At 69.8% G+C, this 1,738-nt stretch carries 3 protein-coding genes; 1 reads left to right on the top strand and 2 read right to left on the bottom strand.

The window, feature by feature from the left end:
* Positions 1–536 precede the first annotated feature (536 nt).
* Both BEN49_RS29615 and BEN49_RS30960 read right to left on the bottom strand, forming a co-directional pair.
* A complete protein-coding gene (locus tag BEN49_RS29615) occupies positions 537–692 on the bottom strand; it encodes a hypothetical protein (RefSeq protein WP_239691952.1) in 156 nt (51 codons plus the stop codon).
* A gap of 17 nt (positions 693–709) precedes the next feature.
* Entirely contained in the window at positions 710–937 is a 228-nt protein-coding gene (locus tag BEN49_RS30960) for a hypothetical protein (RefSeq protein ID WP_239691951.1), read from the bottom strand.
* Between the two features lie 203 nt (positions 938–1,140).
* Here BEN49_RS30960 and BEN49_RS14905 point away from each other — a divergent pair, with 203 nt between their 5' ends.
* Positions 1,141–1,599: a hypothetical protein gene (locus tag BEN49_RS14905; RefSeq protein WP_125916902.1), complete on the top strand. Its 459-nt coding sequence runs from the start codon at positions 1,141–1,143 to the stop codon at positions 1,597–1,599.
* Positions 1,600–1,738: the final 139 nt, after the last annotated feature.

The raw sequence follows: 1,738 nt of genomic DNA, 5'->3' as shown, positions 1-1,738 counted from the left end.
AGCCGCCGACTGCACCGCATACGGGCCGCCCCGCCTCCCGCTGGTCGGCCAGCCGCCCCTACCGCAACCCCACCCGCCGGCCCACCTCATTCCGGGCCAAGCGGCCGGACTGCGCTCCGTACCTCCGCTGGCCGGCCGCCCGTCCCTGCATTCGGCCGGCCTCTCCCAGCACAGCCCCAAAGCCCGCCACCGCATCGCCAGATTCCGCGGAACCCGAGCCAGGGCGCGGCCAGGTGCGGCGCAGGCTCCAAAAGCGGCCCCCGCGGCCCCTAGATGAATTAGGAGCCCTTCGGGCAGGCATCCAGCGGGGAGTCCCCCGCACCCCCGAAATATGCGCTGTTTCACGCTGCATTGCCTCGGGCTCCGCAGCCGGAAAACGGCCGCTACCCCCTCATAAGGTGCCCTTCGGGCGCATGGTGCGGCTACGCGCGCACCGGGGGCCTCACGGCCGGCCCCCGCCCCCGGCCAAGGGAATTCAGTAGTCTATAGGTACGTCCCGGGCCCGCAGGTGGGCCCCCGCGGCTACCGGCGGGGCCTCACAAGCCCAGCCCGCCCGGCACCGGGGCCGCGCTGGGTGCGTGCGGGCCCAGCCATTCCACCCGCTTGCCCAGCTTGGCGGCTTTGCGGGCCGCGTCCAGGGTGCCCCGGCTCTGCCCGTCCCACACCACCAGCACCACGTCAGCCGCGGCCATTATCGCCCCGTTGCGCACTAGCGGCGCGGCCGGGGCCGTGGGCGCGGTAGTCGGGCAGCAGTTCCAGCAGCTCCACACCCGCAGCCGTCGCCCAGCGGGCCGCCAGGCCGTCCACGCCCGCCGCGCCCCCCGCTCACCACCCGGTGCAGCTCGCCGGCGGCCAGCATGGCGTCCAGCCGGGTCAGCAGCGCCGGGCAGCTCACCACGCCCCGGCTGCCCACCACCGCCACTACCATATTTTGCATATTTCTCATACCCAAAGATACTACCCAATCCTGTATTTTATTCTATATTTCTGTATTGTATATTGTATAATAGCGTATATATTCAGCTTATTTACGTATATTTGTATAGTAGCGCAAGAGAGGCTTGCGCGCCACGCGCTTGCGGCGCCAGCTGGGCCCGGCCAGCACCGCAGTTGCACATCATCGCCTAACCCATACAGGCCATGTTTACCCCCGTTCAGTTTCATGCTTTGGCCGCTGCCGCCTGGGCCGGTGCCCCACTCGCAGCTTGCCACGTCGGCACCTCCGGCCAGCCGGGCCATTTCTCTTACCAGGTCAGCTACTTCTCCCAGGGCTGGCAGCCGGCCACCGAGCAGCAGTCGGGTAGCGGCTATTACTCCGTAGCGTGCGTCAGTTGCCCGTTTCAGGCCGTCGAGCAGGCACTATTCACCGCTTACCGCGCCGGTGCGCTGGGCATGTTCGAGTACGAGCAGGGCCGCCAGGTAGTCGCACAGGCCGAAACCATTTTCGCGGGGGCCCAGGGTCCCGTCGTGTCCGCGCCGGCAGCAGTGGCCCCCAGTCAGTGCGCGGCTTGCGCGTGCGACAGCACGACCGACCCCTTCGGCTTGGGCTGCGATTGCCTGTGGCTGGCCGTGCACCGCAGCGCCGGGGCCCATGCTTAGCACCGTGCAGCCAGCGGCCCCCACTGCGGGGGCCGCCAGCCAGCGCCTCCGCGAAACGCTGGCCCGCCTCGATGCCGCACTGGCCCGCCCAGCCGCCAACCACAGCAGCCCGCCCGGCCGCGCCCGCCGCCGTCGCCGC

It is taken from the genome of Hymenobacter coccineus (assembly GCF_001816125.1).
GTDB classification, from domain to species: domain Bacteria; phylum Bacteroidota; class Bacteroidia; order Cytophagales; family Hymenobacteraceae; genus Hymenobacter; species Hymenobacter coccineus.
Note: the sequence above shows the minus strand (reverse complement) of the source record. Positions and strands in the feature narration are given on the sequence as shown.

Coding starts and splice junctions, on each gene's coding strand:
- BEN49_RS29615 (WP_239691952.1), bottom strand. CDS start 692: ATGGCCGCGGCTGACGTGGTGCTGGTGGTGTGGGACGGGCAGAGCCGG.
- BEN49_RS30960 (WP_239691951.1), bottom strand. CDS start 937: ATGCAAAATATGGTAGTGGCGGTGGTGGGCAGCCGGGGCGTGGTGAGC.
- BEN49_RS14905 (WP_125916902.1), top strand. CDS start 1,141: ATGTTTACCCCCGTTCAGTTTCATGCTTTGGCCGCTGCCGCCTGGGCC.